Genomic DNA, 19,073 nt, shown 5'->3' on the forward strand with positions numbered 1-19,073 from the left:
GACCAGAATCACGCACCAAGTCTCACGTGCGTTCGACTTGAATGTCTTTTACTGTTCTTTACTGTTGTGCCGGACTAACTGTCAGTTTTTTATTTCATGATTTCCTGTCCATCAAGTGTCACCGAAACAATGTCATCAACATTGATAAAATCCGGGAATCTCATCAGCCAGTCGCTCTGATTATTATCATTATCCATCACAATAGAGCCACTAAAGATTTTTGTAACGCCCTCTTCTTCTGCGTAATAGACCTGTTCTTCTTTATCCATGGTATGATCCCCATCTTTCATCCATGCAGAATCTAGTTTCTGATAACGATAGATCATGCCGTCTTTCATGGTAACCTCTACCTTTGAAAATGGAAGCGGTTCCAAAGATTCTGTTGACACATCATCTGTAGCATCTGTGTTCCAGCAAATTTTCAGATAGCCGCCAGTAATCTGAACCGTATCACATGCCGTATTTTTTTCTACATTCAGATCAACCACTTTGATATCTCCGGTTGGCTCCAGTTTAAATGTACCAAGCACGCCTGTCTTATTATTTCCACGAATCACCAGCTGATCGGATGCATTTTTTCTTCCATTCATATCAGTAATAATCGCATAATAATGGAACGTGTGACCGTTTTCTATCATAATCGCATCATTCCCTGTATTGGCAGAAGAACCAGAATCAACACCAAAATCTCCTACTATCATTGATCTTAAAATTTCATCATCTGTATCTTCACCTTTTGCTCTGTAAGCATCCATTTCGTCCTTAGTATAAAAATCAGAACCATCGATTGTAGCAAACGTCACATTCGATATGATAATGCCTTTTTCCTTATCATAAAAATAAGAATCCAATGTAACCCGCACATTTCCATCCGTCAAGCTCTGATCACTTTCTACAAAACCATCTGCGACCTGATAAACAGCTTCCATAGAAGCATGCTGAAACATCATTGCAAAAAAGTGAATCGGATCTGTGCCTGTCTGTGCATAGCAGATTCCGGTTCCTGCTCCTCCTGCCAACACCAGACAAATGATAGCCGCTGCCACCTGTGACGTAATTTTTTTCTTTCTACGCAATCGTTTAACCTTTGCATTTGATAATAATTCCATACCGATACGATCATCTAATGTGATATTTGAAAATGCTTTCTCATAGGATTCATGATTCAGTTTCATAGGATACTCCTTTCTCTGTCAGCGATCTGCGGATTTTCTCTCTTCCGCGCTGAAGCTGTGTCTGTACGGCAGATTCCTTTCTCTGAAGAATCTCTGCGATTTCCCGCACAGAATATTCTTCATAATAATATAGGTGAATCGGTAACCGGTATTTTTCCGGAAGCGCCAGCACCGCCTGACGAAGCAGTTCATATTCCGGTTTTTCGGAAACTTTTTCCGGCGTCATATAATCCTCATACTGCACACGCTCTTTATTCCATTTCAGCTTCAACACATTTTTACATGCATTGATCGTTACCCGAATAAACCATGCTTTTTCATGATATTCGTCCGAAAAATCCGGTGCTTTCTGCATAAATTTTTCAAATACATCCTGAAAAACATCCTCTGCCTGCGTCACGCTTTTGCAATACGAATATGCCAGCTTGAAAACAGTGTCCTTATACTTCTGGTAACATTCCAGTACACGATTCTCATTTATTTCTTTCATCTGCACTCCCCACTTACTTCTGTTTATCTGTTTGTTCCAGAGATATCTCTTTCACTAATAAAACAATCGCGCACACTGAAATATCACAAAAATTGGAAAAGCTGGCGAAAAATTCACCAGCTATCACAAGATCCTATTTTGGATATATCACATTTCCTTTTCATATCGATACACGCCCCATGATTGCCCTGCCATATGACCACTCAGCAGCCATTTTTTATATGCCCGCTCCAATCCGGTATTCTCTGGCAGATTTTCAAAATCATTCTGCTCCGCGCCATAATAAATCCGCCACAGATCATTATTGTTTTCTCTGGTACGATACACGTCATAATCTGACAAAAATCTGCGAATGTTGGACTGTTCCGGTAAAATTTCTTTATTTGCCGGGAACAATAACCATGATTCACATACAAACACCAACGGATGCTCCATAAATTCTGTACGATAAAACTCAGCAGCTTTTTCATAGGATTTTTGAACTTCTGTGTAATCCAATTTTCCACAAGATGGAATGTGCACATTTATCACCGGACTGTCTTTATGTAATATCAGACCATCTTTCTCATACTCGTCATCAAATTTAATCAATTCAAATTGAAGCCTTCCCAGTGCAAAACGTTTTAACTGGAACCACCATGGAAACCAATGCATCACAAACGTTCCCCAAATGTCATACATTTGATGACACTCCAACAACTTCCAGTGCATATCTGCCATAGAATCATGAAAAATCTCCCTGCTGATTCCCCGCTTCTGATAAAGTTCCCATGTTCGTCTGCTGATTCCGATCATAAATAATAAATCAAAAGTATATTTCGAAATACCTTCTTCTCCATCAAAATCTTCTGATATTTTCTGAAGTAACACATAATCCAAATCAGGATTTTCCCAGTATTTTTGTTCCCATTCAGTAAACACATGATACAAATGTTCATTTTTGATAATCAATTCTAATGAATTTGAAAGTAATTCTACCGCTTCCGCTGGGAATTCATGTTCTTTTGAGAATGCTATTAAATTTTCCTGCCAATCGTGACAGATTTCAGTTTTGTCTGTTTTGTAATTGTTCATTATACCCTCTTACTCTTTCAGACTCATCCTCCGAAACCGTTTTCAACTTCTCTTTTTTCGGTTCTTTCAGGAATTTTTTAATTGCAAAAATAATCGCCATACCGACAATGGTCAGCAGATTTTCCACCGAGCTTGTTTCAAGTACCACCATATGACGGACAATGACAAACATTACAACTTCCAGAACGGTATCCACATCCGGTTTGCAAAGCATCTTGAAAAACTCAATACCGATCAGAACGTTTAACACATATCCTAAAAAATCCAAAAAAGCATGTGCAGATTCGCGGTTCTGCACAAATTCCATAAACGGTTTCCACAGGGAAATAACCGCCACGATTACTGCAATAATAATGATAATATTGACTGCCAGCTCCAGAAGCTCACTTGCCCGGTCAATCATTCTTCTGATTTTTGATCCCATAGTTTCACGCATCCTTACTGCTGATTTTTATGCTGATTAAATACCACGTCACCGGATTCCTCAAAAATCTCGATCAGGTTTCCTGTATTGTCACGGATAAACACGCCATAGGTGTCATCTACTTCCGCTACCATAGCGATCTCCACGCCCATCGCTTCCAGTTCTTCCTTCGCTTTTCTTCCGTCCGGAACACCAAAAGACATATGTTTGTTTCCGTGTGTCATCAGATCTCTGTTCGGTACTCTGCGGTCCTCCGGCAATGGATTTGCTCCAGGAGCCTCAAATACCTCCAGCAAAAATCCTACACCCTGTAAATGCGCTACTTTGATTCCTGCTCCCGGAATTTCAGATCGATTGACTACGGTAAATCCAAATACGTCTGAATACCACTGAATCGTCTCCTCAATATCTGCAACACTGATCGCACAGTGATTGATTCCATTAATTTTTACTGCCATTTTTTGCTTCCTCCCTCTTTATAAATCCCTGTCCTGCATCACTTACTGTTTTCAGTATATAGAAAAACACAGGTCCGCGCAAGTACCATTCATACCGGAATCTATCAAACAAAAAATCCCGGTTGAAAAACCGGGATTTTCACAAGCTTCGAAAGGGACTCGAACCCTCGACCCACGCATTACGAATGCGTTGCTCTACCAACTGAGCCATCGAAGCATGCACAAAGAATTATATTAGATTTTCAATTTCATTGCAAGCCTTTTTTCATATTTTTATAAACTTTTTGAGAATTTTTTTGAGAAATTCTGTTCTTCTGTCACACTTCATGCCATTTCGAATTTTTTCTAATTTTTCAAAAAATCCCATTTTTGTACAAATGTGCCAATCGACTTTTTCCCGTAGTTACGCAGTTTCTGCCATTTTAGGGAATTTTTAACGGTCTGTGGACACCCTGTATTTTGGCAGATATGCCATCTTGCCTTTTAGAAAAAGCTGTGTTATCTTTAGCCCACAGTAAACATCTGATCGTCTTTTCTTTTTCAACTTAATATGCAATATAACACTTTTCAGACAGTCATCATGGAGCGTTTGGAGCACGATATTCCCGATCCAAAACGCATCTCGATCCAGCAGGTTTCCAAAAATAATGGCATTGTCCTTGACGGACTTACGATTATGGAAAACGACTGTAATATTTCACCGACACTTTATCTGAATTATTACTATGATTCTTATAACCACGGCATCAGTTTTAATGATGTTTATCAGTCCCTGCTCAGCGATTATCACCGACATAAGCCTTCCCAAAAGATTGATCCGTCTTTTTTCACGGATTTTGACAATATCCGGGACAAAATTGCCATGAAGCTGATCCATTATGAGCGAAACAAAGAACTTTTGGAAAAGGTTCCTCATATCCGTTTTCTGGATTTGGCAATTGTATTTTATTGTCTGATCTCCATGGATTTTACGACCGGCAATGCAACAATCCTGATCCATCATTCCCATTTAAAGAACTGGAATATCACAACGACAGAATTGTTTCAGATCGCCAAAGACAATACTCAGAAGATTTTGCCGGAAAAACTGTATGATATGAATGATGTCATTTATGAATTATCCGGACGGCTCACGCATCCTGATCCAACCGTGTCCAGACCATCTCCCTATCCAATGTTCGTACTCACAAACGAAACGAACCTGTTTGGTGCTACATGTCTGCTCTACAAAGATCTGTTAAAGCATTTTTCTGAAGAATCACAGACTGATTTCTATATTCTCCCAAGCAGTATCCATGAGGTCATTCTTGTTCCGACGCTGGAGAATGACTGCTACGGAGAACTGTCTGATATGGTGCGCGAAGTGAATGATTCTCAACTTATGGACGATGAAATTCTCTCCACACATGCTTACTACTACTCCCGCCGCAAGAACGAAATAACGATGTAATCTATGATCCATCTTTCCATTTTATAACATCATAGTTGTAAGTGGATTTTCCAACTCACATAATCATAATATACACAATCCGGCGGAACAGGAAAATTCAAGAATCCATTAACATTCTTGTTGCAGGATACGCCTCATGCAACGCATGACATATTTTTCTGCGTATTTTTATAAGCTTTCATTTCCTGACTCCGCCGAATGTGTAAAAAATTCATTTACAGCAGAATATTGCAAAAATTACTTTTTGCTGGTTTTCTGCGTTGTTGTTTTCTTTGCAGATGATGTTGTTCCTGTTTTTGTTGTCTTTGCAGACTGTTTTTTTGATGCAGAAGTTTTCTTTTTGCCAGTCTGCTTTTCTGCTGCTTCTTTCTCAGCAGTTTTCAGTGTGGCTTCCTGCTCTGTCTCCTTTGAAGCAGCTTTCTGTGCAACTTTTTTCTCTCCCTCTTTTGATGCAGCTTTCTGTGCAGCTTCTTTCTCTGCCTCTTTTAATGCAGCTTCCTCTTCTGCTTTTTTGAGTGCAGCTTCACGCTCTGCCAGTTCAGCTTCCATCATTAATTTTACACGAAGTTCTGCCTCCAGACGTTTCTGCTCACGTTCTTCATACTCCTGCTGCCATTTGTGATCGCGCTGACGGTCTTCTTCACTCCGTTTATAAAGTCCCTCATAGATTTCAGCATACTTGCTTGCAGAAGCACTCCAGGAATAATCCATTGCCATGCCACGCTTGATGATTTCTTCCCACTCTTTTGGATAACCAAAATAGATTTTTGCGGCATAACGGATCATATACAGCATTTCATGTGCATTATAATTATGGAAACTGAATCCATTTCCGGTATGTTCAAACTCATTATATGCCTCTACGGTATCTTTCAGACCGCCGGTTTCACGAACCATCGGTACTGTTCCGTAACGCATGCTCATCAGCTGACTGAGTCCGCACGGTTCAAACAGTGACGGCATCAGAAATGCATCGCAACCTGCATAAATACGGTGTGCAAAATCTTCTGAATAGCAGATATTTGCAGAAACCCGTCCCGGATATTTCTGTGCAAAATAGCGGAACATATCTTCATATCGCTGCTCTCCGGTTCCAAGTACTATGATCTGGATACGCTCGTCCCCAAGGATCTCATCCATCATGTAATCCACCAGATCAAAGCCCTTCTGATCTGTCAGACGTGAAACCATTCCGATCAGAAATTTATCATTTGTCTGCTCCAGACCGACCTCTTTTTGCAGCGCAAGTTTGTTTGCTTTCTTATAAGAAGTAACATTTCCTTTGTAATGCTGTGCGATCGCCGGATCTGTCTTCGGATCAAAAACTTTGTAATCCAGTCCGTTTACAATACCAGAGAGTACAAAAGATTTTGCCCGCATCAGTCCATCCAGTCCCTCGCCGCCTTCGGTAGACTGAATCTCCTTGGCATAAGTCTCACTGACGGTTGTAATATAATCAGAATACACAATACCGCCTTTTAACAGATTGGCATTTCCATAACTTTCCAGCTTGTCCATGGTAAAGTAAGAACTGTCCAGTCCGGTCACATCGCGGATGGCATCCACATACCAGCGTCCCTGAAACTTCATATTATGAATGGTGTATACTGTACGCATGTAGCGGTAAAACTCATTCTGTCGAAACTGTGCCTCTAAAAATACCGGGATCAGACCGGTCTGCCAGTCGTGACAATGAATAATATCCGGCTGGAAACCGATTTCCGGCAGGATCGTCAGTACTGCCTTGGAAAAATATCCGAATTTCTCCGCATCCTGATAAATCTGACCGTATGGTGCAGGTCCTGCAAAATAATACTCATTATCAATAAAATAAAAAGTAACGCCGTCCTCCTGCAGTTCATACACACCCGCATACTGTGTACGCCAGTTTAACTGAACCTGACATTCTGTAACAAGTTTCATTTTTTCGGTATACTTCGTGTCCATACACATGTATTTTGGAACCACGACACGCACATCATACTCTTTCTTTGGAAAATATTTTGGCAAAGATCCTACGACATCAGCAAGACCGCCGGTTTTGATAAACGGTACCGCCTCTGATGATGCAAATAATATTTTTTTCATCCTGTTCCCCCAATCCTCATTGTAGGTCATATTTTAAAAACATTATAGCACACTTACCGGACCTCACCAACCAATTTTATCGGTTTTTCCCGTTTCCGTCTCTTTTTAACTGTTTTCCAGACGAATTTTGTCAGCGATCAATGCAATAAACTCTGAATTTGTCGGTTTTCCTTTGCCATTGTTGATCGTATATCCAAACAGCGCATCAATGGTATCCATTTTTCCACGGCTCCAGGACACTTCAATGGCGTGTCGAATCGCACGCTCCACTCTGCTGGCTGTGGTCTGATATTTCTTAGCGATTGTTGGATACAAAATCTTTGTAATGGAATTTAACATTTCGATATCATTTACAGACATAATGATCGCGTCGCGTAAATACTGATATCCTTTTATATGTGCTGGAATGCCGATCTCATGAATCATATCCGTAACCAGGCTTTCCAGATTTCGTTTCATCAGTTGTTCCTGACTTTCATAAGGAACTGCTTTTCGTATCTGAAAACTTTTCCGCTTCTCACGATGTTTGATCATTTTTATTCTGTTTACGACCACATCTTTCGCGAAAGGTTTCATTATGTAGTAAGATGCTCCCATCTGAAACGCATCTTCTGTGATACCCTCTTTTCCGATCGCGCTTATCATGATAAACTCAGGGCTCTTTTTGATGGTTTTATCTCTTTTGATCTTGTCCATAACAGCAAGCCCGTCCATTTCTGGCATAATGATATCCAATAATACCACATCCGGCTGTTTTGTTTTTATCATCTGATATGCTTCTTCTCCATTCCGCGCAGTTCCAACCACTCGCAATTCTTCATCCTGTGCCACAATATCTGACAGCAGACTTACAATCAGTTCATTATCATCTGCAATTCCGACATTTAGCTTTTCCATACTTACCTCCTAATGATATTTTTTGCGAACAAATACATTATAAAGATTAGATACGACATTTTTTTGTCGAGAATTGTCAATACAAGACAGATTCCAAATCATCTATAATATAATTATATATGTTACTATAGGAATAATTTCTTTGCAATTTTTACATTGTATAAATCCATTTCACTATTGACAAGTAGTAGTTCATATGATTTAATACTCATATGAATAAATAATCACATGTTCAACAATAATTTAGGGAGGTTCTTATGAAAGATACATTACATGACGATATGAATGAACTCGAAAATACTGCATCTGTTCATGAGCATGAGGATGACTGTGATTGCGGTTGCTGCGAACACGAACACGATCATGAAGAACACGAACATCATCATGAGCATGAGGAGCATGAGCACCATCATCATCACCATGAACACCATCATCACCACCATCACGATGACGATCATTGTGACTGTGACTGCTGTGACGATGACGATGATGACTGCGATTGCGGCTGTCATGACCATGATCACCATCACCACCATGAAGAAGTACATCATGTGGAGCGTGTTCATACCGGAAACAGCAAAATCTACATCCTGCAGAATCTTGGCTGCGCGCACTGTGCCGCTAAAATGGAGGAAAAAATTAACAATCTTCCGGGTGTAACTGCTGCTACCATTACTTATACAACCAAACAGTTACGTCTTTCAGCAAAAGATCCGGACAATTTTTTACCGGAAGTTCAGAAAATCTGCGCTTCTATTGAATCAGAAGTAAAAGTTGTTGCCCGTGATGAACTGGAAAAAGCGAAAAAACAGGCTTCTGCCGAAAGTCATTCCCATGAGGAAGAAGGCGATGACAAAAAAGAACTTGGCTGCATTATTTCAGGTGCGATTCTTTTTGCCATCGGTGTTATTTTAAACCACACTATTGACAACACATTAGCTACCTTTATTGTTTTTGCGATTGCATATGTAATCCTTGGTGGAGAAATTCTGGTAAAAGCTGCAAAAAACATTTCCCACGGTCAGGTATTTGACGAAAACTTCCTGATGGGTGTTGCAACACTTGCTGCTTTTGCAATCCGCGATTTCCCGGAGGCAGTTGGTGTTATGCTCTTCTATCGTATCGGTGAATTTTTTGAGGATAAAGCTGTTGAGCGCAGCCGTGGACAAATCATGGATGCCGTTGATATGCGTCCGGAAGTTGTAAACCTTGTATCCGGCAATGACACAACTGTCATTCCTGCCGAAGATGCAAACGTTGGTGATATCCTGCTGATCCGTCCAGGTGACAGAATCCCGTTGGACGGTGTCGTCATTGAAGGAGAAAGCCGTCTGGATACCTCTCCGATCACCGGTGAGCCGGTTCCGGTTGGTGTATCTGCTGGTGATGAGATCACTTCCGGTTGTGTCAATACTTCCGGTCAGTTAAAAATGCGTGTAGAAAAACCGTTATCTGAGTCTATGGTTTCCCGTATTCTGGAATCTATGGAGAACGCTGCCGCAAGCAAACCGAAACTTGACCGTTTTATTACCAGATTTGCAAAAGTATACACTCCTTGCGTCGTTATTGCCGCTGTACTTGTTGCCGTAATCCCGTCCCTAGTAAGTGGAAACTGGAATTACTGGATTTACACCGCAATTTCCTTCTTAGTAATGAGTTGTCCTTGTGCTCTGGTATTAAGTGTACCGCTGGCATTCTTCTCCGGTATCGGCGCCGGTTCCAAAAAAGGCATCCTGTTCAAAGGTGGTCTTTCTATGGAATCCTTAAGCAAACTTGGCGCTGTTGTTATGGATAAAACAGGAACCATCACAGAAGGTAACTTTAAATTACAGAAAACCGTATCTGTCGGCGATCTGTCTGAAGATGAACTGCTTGCACTCTGTGCCGGATGCGAACATTATTCCACACATCCGATCGCAGTCAGCATTGTAACCGCTGCCAAAGAAAAAGGACTCAACATCGAAGAACCTGCAAAACTTTCTGAGATCGCAGGACACGGAATTGTTGCAAAAACCAGTCATGGCACTGTTTTATGCGGTAATCATAAATTAATGGCTAAATATCAGATTGCTATGCCGGATCTTTCCGATGCATCTTACGGTGCAGAAGTATTTATGGCAGTAAACGGTGTATTCGCCGGATATATGGTTATTTCCGATACGATCAAATCTGATGCTGTTTCCGCTATCGGTCAGTTGAAAAAACTCGGTCTGCACTCCGTAATGCTGACAGGAGATTCCCAGTCCGGTGCAGATGCAGTTGCTGCTGCTACCGGAATTGACGAAGTACATGCGAAACTTCTTCCGGAAGGAAAATTAAACGAACTTGGAAAAATCCGCAGCAAATATGGTTCCGTTATGTTTGTCGGTGATGGTATCAATGATGCTCCGGTTCTGGCAGGTGCCGATGTCGGAGCAGCAATGGGAAGTGGTGCTGACGCTGCCATCGAAGCAGCAGATGTCGTATTTATGACTTCATCTACGGAAGCAATTCCACAGTCCATCCTGATCTCCCGTGCAACCAACCGGATCGCAATCCAGAACGTTGTATTTGCACTGGTTATCAAGATTGCCGTTATGATCCTTGGTCTGACCGGACATGCAAACATGTGGATGGCAGTTTTCGCGGACACTGGTGTTGCTATGATCTGTGTACTGAACTCCATCCGTGCACTTTACATCAAGATTAAATCCTGATCATTACCGGATAAAATTACGGAATAAAATTTGACTTGTTTTTCATTTTCCGTTAGAATAAGAACAGTATGTTAAAATAATTTCAATTTGGAGGGAAGAAATAATGGGTATATCAAATATGGATGATTCCAGCAATGATGAAACGTTATATCAGCTTGCTGATCTGTTTAAAGTGTTTGGAGATCCAACCAGAATACGCATTCTGGCAATTCTCTCCAAGCAGGAATTATGTGTGCAGGACATTGCAGATTCGCTGTCCATGACACAGAGTGCGATTTCTCATCAGCTGCGGATTCTCAAGCAGTCCGCACTGGTAAAATTTCGCCGGGATGGAAAAACCATCTACTACTCTCTTGCCGATGATCATGTCGCAACGATCATGGCACAGGGACTGGAACATGTATGCGAATAAGTGTTATCCTGTAATGCATACAAAATATACGAAGTATGACAAAAACTGAAAATGAAGGGATTATGAGATTATGAAACCATTACAAAAACGTAATTCTCTCCTGCTGGTACTTGCAGCATTTATCTGGGGAATTGCTTTTGTCGCACAGAGCGAAGGTGGAAAATCAATCGGTCCTTATACATTCAACGGCATCCGCTTTCTGCTGGGTGCCGCTGTCTTATGTCCGGTGATTTTTCTTATGAATAAAAAAAATGCAACAAGTTCAAATGAGGCAAAACCGGCAAACCGCCACGCCCTGCTGATGGGAGGACTCTCCTGTGGATTTATTCTCGGTATCGCAAGTACACTGCAGCAGCTGGCACTGTTTTACGGTTCCACTGCCGGAAAAGCGGGTTTTCTGACCACCTGCTATATCATTATCGTACCGTTACTCGGACTGTTTCTCGGGAAAAAATGTGGATGGAATATCTGGATTGGAACAGTTCTTACACTGATCGGACTGTATCTTTTATGTATGAATGGCTCTTTTACGTTAGAATTTCCAGATCTGCTCCTGCTGCTTTGTGCACTTGGTTTTTCCTTACATATCCTCTGTGTGGATCATTTTTCCCCGATGGTGGATGGAATCAAACTATCCTGCACACAGTTTCTGGTGGCAGGTATTGTTTCCCTGATCCCGGCATTTTTCGTGGATCTGCAGCATTCCTTTGCAAATGTTCCGGCGATGCTGGCACAATTTGCAGAACCGACGGCACTGATCGCACTTTTGTATACCGGTATTCTCTCCTCCGGAGTTGCCTATACCCTGCAGGTCATTGGTCAGAAAGGTCTGAACCCGACGGTTGCTTCTCTGCTGATGAGTCTGGAATCAGTATTTTCCGTTCTGGGCGGTTGGGTACTCCTGCATGAGCACTTAAGTGGAAGGGAATTACTTGGCTGCCTGTTGATTTTTGTTGCTGTCGTACTGGCTCAGATTCCGGTACAGTCACTTCGAAAACGCCGTGCAGACTAATGTTTTTCACATTACGGAATGTACTTGAATACGCAAATATGTCGTAAACAGATTTGAAATTTCTGCATGACAACGTTTTTTTTTACATCAGAAAAACAATTTAAATACTATAACGCAAAATTTATAAAAAGGAGTCTTATCATGGAAATGAAAAAAGATAACCGTACAGAATTTGAAAAAATGGAAGCCGGTGAAATGTTCTGGAACAGTGACGAAAAGATCGGTGAACTGAAGAAACATGCCCGTCGGCTGGCAGACCGCTTTAATGTTACCACAGAGGATGAATCGGAGCTTCGTCTTTCTATTTTAAAAGAATTATTTGGTGACTGCGATGATGATATTTTTATCAAACCGCCTTTCCACTGTGACTACGGATTTCATATCCATGTCGGCAAGAACTTTTTTGCAAATTTCCAGTGTGTAATGCTGGATGCGGCTCCGATCACCATCGGCGATAACTGTCTGATGGGTCCACAGACCTGTCTGTATACCGTCAACCACCCGATGGATTCCAAGACCAGAGTTGCCAACTATGTCTATGGAAAACCGATCACCATCGGTGACAATGTTTGGTTTGGCGGAAACTGTGTCGTTCTTCCGGGTGTCACCATCGGTAATAACGTGGTTGTAGGTGCTGGCTCTGTTGTGACAAAGGATGTTCCGGACAACGCGGTTGTTGTTGGAAATCCGGCAAAGATTATCCGCTATACAGAATAACAATAACATTATAAAATAACATTTCGTATTTCAGGAGTTAAGATACACTATGTTCTTATCAGAGATTATTACAGATCTTTGTTAGCTTACGATTTACCAAAAACTAATACCTTTGTACAAAAAATCCCGTCTGTTCTGGAAATGAGCAAATTTTTATAGCTGCTCACTCTTCCAATCAGACGGGATTTCTTTATTTTTCTTTTTATTTCATGTTCACTTCTATGATCATACCCATTTTATAACCATACAAAATTTGCAAATCCAATGATCAGCGGTACTGCAAGAATCGACAACAACGTACTAAAGCAAATATTCTTCACTGCTTCGGTGTAATCCATACCATTTAACTGTGCAAAAATCGCCACATTGGTTCCAATCGGTGCGGATGCAGAGATCAGAATTGCCAGACGTACATCCTGAAAACTGGACGGGAACAGCGATAATACCGCAATCGTCAGCATCGGGATTACTACCAGACGAACAACCGTTGCCACATATACGATTTTTGTGGTAAAAAGCTCTGTCAGTTTTGTCTGTGCCAGATATACACCAAGTACGATCATGGCAACCGGCGCGTTCAGCACTGCAATTGAGCTGACTGCTGTCGTTGCGATCGGTGGAACCTGCACCGGAATTAAAAACAGGATAATTCCGATAACAACCGCAATAACGATCGGATTTGTCACAATTTTCTTCGGAGAAACGACACTTTTATCTCCGGTGATGATCATAACACCATACGTCCACTGTAATACAGTCAATAACGCAACAAAGATCGCGATATAAAAAACGGCTTCTTCTCCAAGTGCCATCTGTGTCAGCGGAATTCCGATAAAACCGGCATTGGAAAACGCTGCACAGAAGTTTTCCATCGGATGTTTTTTTCCAAAAATCAGTTTTGCAACCAGCATGGATAATGCCAGTGCTACGACTGCTATCACAAAAGATTTTCCAAGACCAACCAGCTTGTCGTAATCAAATTCTATCATAAACGGCTTGATGATCGCCATCGGCAAAATCACGTACAGTAACAGTGTTGCCAGTTCCTTACTTCCCTGCTTTGTGATCATCTTCTTTTTATAAAGAGTGAATCCAATCATCATATAGATGAACATCAGGAAAATCTGTTTAAAAAGTATCTGCATAATTTCCATAACAACTAATCCTCCCATTTCACAATGTTTTCAGTATAGCAGTTATGGAAACATTTGAACAGTAATTACTTTCGCGATACTAACTGTTTTTATGGTTTTACGATCAGATCTGCCTGTGTCATCTTCTCAGCGATCACATACATATTTGTGACTTCACCGACTTTCAATTTATCTGTTAAACCATAATGGTTCAGGCAAGTACCACAGGTAAGGATCTCCACGCCCTGTGCTTCTAAAGATTTCAGATCTTCCAGTGACGGAGATTCCTCACAGGAAATTTTGGCGCCGCCATTGTACATCAAAATAGTAGTCGGAAGTTCTTCCTGCTGGCTTAATGCATAGATAAATCCCTTCATTAAAATAGCACCCAGTTCATCATCTCCGTTTCCCATAGTAGATGATGATAATACAACTACGGTATTTTTCTTTCGTGCATCCGGATAGCAAACCGTTTTTTCCTCTGCTTCTTCTGTTGCCTGTGATGCTTCTCCGTCCACAGAAATTGTCATAATAACTTCATACTGACCTTCTCCCAGTTTCTGAGATCTGACACCATAGCCTTTCTGGTTTGCCATCTTGGTCAGATTCTGAACTGCGATCTCATTGTCTACCAGTGTCTGTACTTCTCCGCTGCCACCTAACTCTTTGATGGCATTTTTTGTTTTTACTACCGGGATCGGGCAGGTATCGCCCATTGCATCTACTTTGATCATTTCATTTTCCTCCTGATTTTCTTAAGCCTTTTTCTTTGACTCATTTTTCATAGGTTATTCTACACTATCTTTTCTTCTTTGTTTCACATATTTTCTATTCTGAGTTACAATTTTTCATTATTTTTCAGCTTCTGTTATTACAGGATACCCCTACATCGTCACAGTAATCTCTGTCTCGCTTTTTTCAAGCACTTCACCGACAATTGCCGCGGACAGACCTGCTTCCTGCAATTCCTGCTGCAGCGCCTCTGCCTGTTCACGGGAAACAGACACCAACAAGCCACCGGAAGTCTGCGGATCATATAAGACTTCTTCCATGGCAAACGGCACATTGACAAATTTCACATGTTCCTGAACATGATTTCGGTTCCGCTGTCCCGCTGCTGTCAGCAAAAATTCATCCGCATAGTCTAATGCTTCCGGAAATACCGGAACAGCACTTCCATCGATCCGGCAGCTTAATCTGCCATCCATCATCTCATGCAGATGTCCCAAAAAGCTGAATCCTGTGACATCTGTGCAGGCATGAATGTCATACTTCCGGCAGATCAGAGACGCATATTTATTTAAGGTTGTCATAGATTCGATTGCCGCTGCCATTGCATCTTCGGATGCCTCCTGTACACGATTAGCAGTACAGATGATGCCGACACCAAGTTTTTTGGTCAGGATCAGCTTATCTCCCGGATTGCCGCCGTTATTCGGATAAATCTTATCCGGATGCACCACTCCGGTTACAGACAGACCGTATTTCACATCCGTATCATTGATGGAATGTCCTCCTGCCAGCGTTCCACCGGCTTCGATCACTTTCTCAGAACCGCCGCGCATGATCTCTCCTAAAATATTCAGATCCATCTGTTCCGGGAAACAGACGATATTTAACGCCGTTTTTACTTCGCCGCCCATGGCATAAATGTCACTGAGGGCATTTGTCGCCGCAATTTTTCCAAAAGTATACGGATCTTCCACCATCGGCGGAAAAAAATCCAGGGTCTGTACAATCGCAATGTCATCACTGACTTTATAAACTGCCGCGTCATCCTTGCTGTCATATCCGATCAGAAGGTTCGGATCTTCCGGTCCCTTCGGCAGTCGCTCCAGCACCCGGCTTAAAATGCCCGCACCAAGCTTTGCCGTGCAGCCTCCACCCCGGCAAAACGTAATTTTTTCTCCCATATTACCATCCACTCCTTATCATAATTTCCGGATTTTGTTCCATAAAACAGTTGTTATGTTTATTATAACAAACATCCCCATTTTTGCACAAAAGTTTTTTCCTATCAATGCAAATTCTATATTGAAATTCTCAATAAATGCGATATAATAGGGGGCGGAATTTTTTAAGATTGCAAGAATACACTGATTTTTTCATAACATATATCTTGTAAAAAAATATCATAGACATTTGGAAATTTACGACATACTATTTACTATATTAAGGAGATTTTGACATGCAATTAGATATGACAAAAGGACGACCACTCCCGGTCATCCTGAAATTTACCATTCCGCTGATCATTGGAAATGTGTTTCAGCAGCTTTACAACATGGTAGATACTATTATTGTTGGACGTTATGTCGGTGCCGATGCACTGGCTGCCGTTGGCTCTACCGGAACGATCATGTTCCTGCTCACCGGCTTTTCCCAGGGAATTACCGCCGGTTTTTCCATATTGATCTCGCAGCGATATGGTGCCAAAGACGAAAACGGTGTCAAACGTGCGGTTGCAAACGGCATATTTTTATCCATATTCTTTACGCTGCTGCTGACTTTTTCCTGCCTGTTTCTGATGAAGCTGCTGCTGACGGTTATGAACACGCCGGAAAATATTTTTGATGATGCTTATTCCTATATTATGATCATTACTGCCGGCATTGTGGCAAATATTTTTTACAACCTGCTGTCTGCGTATCTGCGGGCAGTCGGGAACAGTAAAGTACCGCTGTTTTTTCTGGTATTTTCTGCCTGCTTAAATGTTATTTTGGATCTGTTTTTCATCATCCGGCTCCATATGGGCGTGTCCGGTGCTGCATGGGCAACCAACTTAGCTCAGGCTATTTCTGCGTTACTTTGTGCAATCTACATCTGGTGTAAGATCCCGGATCTGAAGCCACAGCGTAACCAGTGGAAATTATCACGTATTGATACGAAAAATCAGCTGGCAGCAGGCATTCCGATGGCATTACAGTTTGCCATCACATCTTCCGGAACCATGATCATGCAGTCTGCCATCAACCTGTTTGGTTCCACAGCAGTTGCTGCTTTTACCGCTACCGGAAAACTGCAAAGTCTGCTGATGCAGGGAATGATCGCCATGGGACAGACCATGGCGACATACAGTGGTCAAAACTTTGGCTACGGCGATATCAAACGAATCAAAGCAGGTGTAAAAACCGCACTCTGGATCGCGCTGATCTATGCCGTTGCAGTCGCTGCACTGATGTGTTCCCTGTTAAAACCATCCCTGCATCTGTTTTTCTCCGGTGATGTGGATATGGCAACAATGCTTCCGTGGGCGCAGACTTATGCGTACATGTGTTCTATGTTCTTTATTCCGCTGAGCACGATTTTCATTTTCCGCAATACCATGCAGGGCTGCGGTTACGGTTTTCTGCCGATGATGGGCGGTGTGGCAGAATTATTTGCACGACTGGTGGTTTCTGTCGCTGCCATGAAGATTTTAAATTTCCGTCTGGCATGTTTTGGTGATCCTGCCGCATGGATCGCTGCTGCCGTGTTCACCGGTGTTTCCTATCTGTTCGTTATGCGCAACATTGAGCGAAAACGAAACGGCAATATCGCTGCCAGCTAAAAATTTTACTACATATTGTCATCCCGCAAAGGGGAGTCTCAACTCAGACTGAGATGATCAGAAGTACACTTCCAAAGTTGATACATAGGCTTTGGAGTGGAAACTGATTTGTCACTTTTCGCACGCATTCCCCCTCTTCTATCTCATTCTGCCTTTTTTATTATGCTTTCTCTTTTTTACCTTTGTGTTATTCATAAATTATTATATGGCTTTTTATTTCGTACCTTATTCACTGCTCCCCTGTTCCAGCATCGTTTCTATAAAAATGCCATACCCTTTCGTCGGATTATCGACAAAAACATGTGTCACTGCTCCGATCACTTTTCCATTTTGCAAAATCGGCGCACCGCTCATGCCCTGAATGATACCTCCGGTTTTCTCAATCAGCGTATCATCCGTCACCTGAAAGGCAATGCCTTTATTGGATTCCTGTGGATTCAGATCCACGTCTGTGATCGTGATATCATAAAGCTGGCGCGTATCTTCTAAGGTTACCAGAATCTGTGCCGGACCGGTTTCGATTTCTTGTTTGAATCCAATCTCCATGGCAGACGCTTCCTGCAAAACATCCGGCAAGCCTTCTAATCGACCGAAAATTCCATTTTTTGTATTTTTTGTAATTTCTCCAATCTCGTTGGCATGATTATAGTAAATCTGTCCCACCAGCTCTCCGGGAGAACCTTTCTCTCCGCGAATGATACTGAGAATCTGCGCCTGATAGGCAGTAGCTGACTGCATACTGACCAGATGCTCCACGTCAACATCCGTGATTCCATGCCCTAATGCACCGAATCTCCCCGCAGCCTCCACATAAGTCAGCGTCCCGATTCCTGCCAGATCATCCCTCACCCAGATACCAAGCTGATAATTTCCCGTATCATTTAATGCCGGACGCAGTTCACACTCCAGTGATTCGCCATCCCGCATTACAGAAAGGCACAAGACTTCCCCACCACTTTCTGCTACCGCCTGCTGCAATTCTTCTTTCTCCGATACCGTCGTTCCATTCACTGCCGTAATGTAATCACCCGATTTCAAAATATGCGCCGCCGGACTTTCCACTGTTATGCCATTTTGCACAATATCGCTGATATCCACCACCAGAACACCATCCGTGTGGATATAAATTCCAAACGGTGTCCCACAGGGAATCACCTGTGTTTCTTTTACAATGTGCACCGTCACGCACTTTACCGGAATAATCCCGAATAATCGGCAGGAAACCTCATAACTGCTGCCGTTTATGTTTCCGGAAGAAGTTATCGTACCGTCCGTAGTTTCAAGCTTCGTTGTCACCGGCAAACCTTCTGCCAGCGCCACTTCTTCCCCCTGTAAAATGGATATGGTATCCGGAATGGCATCCACCAGCCACAAATATGCCGAACAGATCAGTATCACACAGAAAAACAGGAAGCTTTTTCTTCTGTATTTTTGATATTTTTTTAGCATCTGCATGTCACCCCCCCATCTTTCTAAAGGAATTTTCTCTTATGTCCG

The 19,073-nt window shown here is 42.0% G+C and carries 16 protein-coding genes, 1 tRNA gene and 1 pseudogene; 6 read left to right on the top strand and 12 right to left on the bottom strand.

Annotation, left to right across the window (positions count from 1 at the left end):
• Window positions 1-89: 89 nt before the first annotated feature.
• The 6 genes from LG34_RS00055 to LG34_RS00080 form a co-directional block, all read right to left on the bottom strand.
• Window positions 90-1,175, bottom strand: a complete 1,086-nt coding sequence (locus LG34_RS00055; protein ID WP_109214281.1) for a DUF4179 domain-containing protein — start codon at window positions 1,173-1,175, stop codon at window positions 90-92.
• The gene (locus LG34_RS00060; protein WP_109214282.1) at window positions 1,159-1,665 is read right to left on the bottom strand and encodes an RNA polymerase sigma factor; all 507 of its coding nucleotides are present in this window, start codon (window positions 1,663-1,665) and stop codon (window positions 1,159-1,161) included. Before LG34_RS00060 ends, LG34_RS00055 begins: the two co-directional genes overlap by 17 nt.
• A 147-nt stretch (window positions 1,666-1,812) precedes the next feature.
• Window positions 1,813-2,739: an acyltransferase domain-containing protein gene (locus LG34_RS00065; protein ID WP_109214283.1), complete on the bottom strand. Its 927-nt coding sequence runs from the start codon at window positions 2,737-2,739 to the stop codon at window positions 1,813-1,815.
• Complete coding sequence (locus LG34_RS00070) at window positions 2,711-3,163, bottom strand: phosphate-starvation-inducible PsiE family protein (RefSeq protein WP_109214284.1); 453 nt, start codon at window positions 3,161-3,163, stop codon at window positions 2,711-2,713. The genes LG34_RS00065 and LG34_RS00070 overlap by 29 nt, the downstream gene beginning before the upstream one ends.
• A 14-nt stretch (window positions 3,164-3,177) precedes the next feature.
• Window positions 3,178-3,621, bottom strand: coding sequence for a VOC family protein (locus LG34_RS00075; protein ID WP_109214285.1), 444 nt, complete (start codon window positions 3,619-3,621; stop codon window positions 3,178-3,180).
• A 144-nt stretch (window positions 3,622-3,765) separates the two neighbouring features.
• Window positions 3,766-3,838, bottom strand: a tRNA-Thr gene (locus tag LG34_RS00080).
• A 333-nt stretch (window positions 3,839-4,171) separates the two neighbouring features.
• Between LG34_RS00080 and LG34_RS00085 the strand changes: the two genes are divergently transcribed.
• On the top strand, window positions 4,172-5,071 hold the full coding sequence (locus LG34_RS00085) for a DUF5688 family protein (protein WP_256385904.1): 900 nt from the start codon (window positions 4,172-4,174) through the stop codon (window positions 5,069-5,071).
• Window positions 5,072-5,725: 654 nt separating this feature from the next.
• Here LG34_RS00085 and glgA read toward each other — a convergent pair.
• A pseudogene (glgA, locus tag LG34_RS00090) lies at window positions 5,726-7,159 on the bottom strand (glycogen synthase GlgA); the annotation flags it as partial.
• A gap of 105 nt (window positions 7,160-7,264) precedes the next feature.
• Window positions 7,265-8,056 carry a sporulation transcription factor Spo0A gene (spo0A, locus tag LG34_RS00095; RefSeq protein WP_109214288.1) on the bottom strand — a complete coding sequence of 264 codons (792 nt, stop codon included), beginning with the start codon at window positions 8,054-8,056 and terminating at the stop codon, window positions 7,265-7,267.
• A 257-nt stretch (window positions 8,057-8,313) separates the two neighbouring features.
• Here spo0A and LG34_RS00100 point away from each other — a divergent pair, with 257 nt between their 5' ends.
• The 4 genes from LG34_RS00100 to LG34_RS00115 all read left to right on the top strand — a co-directional run bounded on the left by LG34_RS00100 (window position 8,314) and on the right by LG34_RS00115 (window position 12,893).
• Window positions 8,314-10,752: a heavy metal translocating P-type ATPase gene (locus tag LG34_RS00100; protein WP_242979756.1), complete on the top strand. Its 2,439-nt coding sequence runs from the start codon at window positions 8,314-8,316 to the stop codon at window positions 10,750-10,752.
• 103 nt (window positions 10,753-10,855) lie between these two features.
• Window positions 10,856-11,164 carry an ArsR/SmtB family transcription factor gene (locus LG34_RS00105; RefSeq protein WP_109214289.1) on the top strand — a complete coding sequence of 103 codons (309 nt, stop codon included), beginning with the start codon at window positions 10,856-10,858 and terminating at the stop codon, window positions 11,162-11,164.
• 70 nt (window positions 11,165-11,234) lie between these two features.
• Entirely contained in the window at window positions 11,235-12,176 is a 942-nt protein-coding gene (locus LG34_RS00110) for a DMT family transporter (protein ID WP_109214290.1), read from the top strand.
• A 147-nt stretch (window positions 12,177-12,323) separates the two neighbouring features.
• On the top strand, window positions 12,324-12,893 hold the full coding sequence (locus LG34_RS00115; RefSeq protein WP_109214330.1) for a sugar O-acetyltransferase: 570 nt from the start codon (window positions 12,324-12,326) through the stop codon (window positions 12,891-12,893).
• Window positions 12,894-13,129: 236 nt separating this feature from the next.
• Here LG34_RS00115 and LG34_RS00120 read toward each other — a convergent pair whose 3' ends face one another.
• From LG34_RS00120 to selD, 3 genes are all read right to left on the bottom strand, one after another.
• The gene (locus LG34_RS00120; RefSeq protein ID WP_109214291.1) at window positions 13,130-14,047 is read right to left on the bottom strand and encodes an AEC family transporter; all 918 of its coding nucleotides are present in this window, start codon (window positions 14,045-14,047) and stop codon (window positions 13,130-13,132) included.
• A gap of 89 nt (window positions 14,048-14,136) precedes the next feature.
• On the bottom strand, window positions 14,137-14,760 hold the full coding sequence (yedF, locus tag LG34_RS00125) for a sulfurtransferase-like selenium metabolism protein YedF (RefSeq protein ID WP_109214292.1): 624 nt from the start codon (window positions 14,758-14,760) through the stop codon (window positions 14,137-14,139).
• A 150-nt stretch (window positions 14,761-14,910) separates the two neighbouring features.
• Window positions 14,911-15,939, bottom strand: coding sequence for a selenide, water dikinase SelD (selD, locus tag LG34_RS00130; RefSeq protein ID WP_109214293.1), 1,029 nt, complete (start codon window positions 15,937-15,939; stop codon window positions 14,911-14,913).
• Between the two features lie 275 nt (window positions 15,940-16,214).
• On the opposite strand from selD, the gene LG34_RS00135 reads away from it, so the two are divergent.
• Window positions 16,215-17,576: an MATE family efflux transporter gene (locus tag LG34_RS00135; protein WP_109214294.1), complete on the top strand. Its 1,362-nt coding sequence runs from the start codon at window positions 16,215-16,217 to the stop codon at window positions 17,574-17,576.
• Window positions 17,577-17,801: 225 nt separating this feature from the next.
• Here the strand turns inward: LG34_RS00135 and spoIVB are convergent, their stop codons facing one another.
• Entirely contained in the window at window positions 17,802-19,025 is a 1,224-nt protein-coding gene (spoIVB, locus tag LG34_RS00140) for a SpoIVB peptidase (RefSeq protein ID WP_181369236.1), read from the bottom strand.
• Window positions 19,026-19,073: the final 48 nt, after the last annotated feature.

This window comes from Eubacterium ramulus, assembly GCF_003122485.1.
In the GTDB taxonomy this organism is placed as follows: Bacteria; Bacillota; Clostridia; order Lachnospirales; family Lachnospiraceae; genus Eubacterium_I; species Eubacterium_I ramulus_A.

Excerpts from the sequence above, each read along its gene's own strand:
- LG34_RS00070 (WP_109214284.1), bottom strand. The coding sequence starts at position 3,163 with ATGGGATCAAAAATCAGAAGAATGATTGACCGGGCAAGTGAGCTTCTG.
- LG34_RS00055 (WP_109214281.1), bottom strand. The coding sequence starts at position 1,175 with ATGAAACTGAATCATGAATCCTATGAGAAAGCATTTTCAAATATCACA.
- yedF (WP_109214292.1), bottom strand. The coding sequence starts at position 14,760 with ATGATCAAAGTAGATGCAATGGGCGATACCTGCCCGATCCCGGTAGTA.
- LG34_RS00060 (WP_109214282.1), bottom strand. The coding sequence starts at position 1,665 with ATGAAAGAAATAAATGAGAATCGTGTACTGGAATGTTACCAGAAGTAT.
- LG34_RS00105 (WP_109214289.1), top strand. The coding sequence starts at position 10,856 with ATGGGTATATCAAATATGGATGATTCCAGCAATGATGAAACGTTATAT.
- LG34_RS00120 (WP_109214291.1), bottom strand. The coding sequence starts at position 14,047 with ATGGAAATTATGCAGATACTTTTTAAACAGATTTTCCTGATGTTCATC.
- spo0A (WP_109214288.1), bottom strand. The coding sequence starts at position 8,056 with ATGGAAAAGCTAAATGTCGGAATTGCAGATGATAATGAACTGATTGTA.
- LG34_RS00110 (WP_109214290.1), top strand. The coding sequence starts at position 11,235 with ATGAAACCATTACAAAAACGTAATTCTCTCCTGCTGGTACTTGCAGCA.
- LG34_RS00135 (WP_109214294.1), top strand. The coding sequence starts at position 16,215 with ATGCAATTAGATATGACAAAAGGACGACCACTCCCGGTCATCCTGAAA.
- spoIVB (WP_181369236.1), bottom strand. The coding sequence starts at position 19,025 with ATGCTAAAAAAATATCAAAAATACAGAAGAAAAAGCTTCCTGTTTTTC.
- selD (WP_109214293.1), bottom strand. The coding sequence starts at position 15,939 with ATGGGAGAAAAAATTACGTTTTGCCGGGGTGGAGGCTGCACGGCAAAG.
- LG34_RS00065 (WP_109214283.1), bottom strand. The coding sequence starts at position 2,739 with ATGAACAATTACAAAACAGACAAAACTGAAATCTGTCACGATTGGCAG.
- LG34_RS00115 (WP_109214330.1), top strand. The coding sequence starts at position 12,324 with ATGAAAAAAGATAACCGTACAGAATTTGAAAAAATGGAAGCCGGTGAA.
- LG34_RS00085 (WP_256385904.1), top strand. The coding sequence starts at position 4,172 with ATGCAATATAACACTTTTCAGACAGTCATCATGGAGCGTTTGGAGCAC.
- LG34_RS00100 (WP_242979756.1), top strand. The coding sequence starts at position 8,314 with ATGAAAGATACATTACATGACGATATGAATGAACTCGAAAATACTGCA.
- LG34_RS00075 (WP_109214285.1), bottom strand. The coding sequence starts at position 3,621 with ATGGCAGTAAAAATTAATGGAATCAATCACTGTGCGATCAGTGTTGCA.